Source organism: Chryseobacterium sp. 27AL (assembly GCF_057815395.1).
In genome coordinates, this window is record NZ_JBYRIW010000054.1 from 1 (window position 1) to 289 (window position 289).

Sequence of the window (289 nt, forward strand, 5' to 3'; positions counted from 1 at the left end):
GCTTAAATGGGAATTGACAGGCTCAGAAATGGGTTTTTCTTCGGACAATTTTCAAGGTGCTGCATGGTTGTCGTCAGCTCGTGCCGTGAGGTGTTAGGTTAAGTCCTGCAACGAGCGCAACCCCTGTTACTAGTTGCTACCATTAAGTTGAGGACTCTAGTAAGACTGCCTACGCAAGTAGAGAGGAAGGTGGGGATGACGTCAAATCATCACGGCCCTTACGCCTTGGGCCACACACGTAATACAATGGCCGGTACAGAGGGCAGCTACACAGCGATGTGATGCAAAT

General features: G+C 49.8%; 1 rRNA gene. It reads left to right on the forward strand.

Going from position 1 to position 289, the window contains the following annotated elements:
- A 16S ribosomal RNA gene (locus tag AC3WV0_RS18160) occupies window positions 1–289 on the forward strand; the annotation flags it as partial.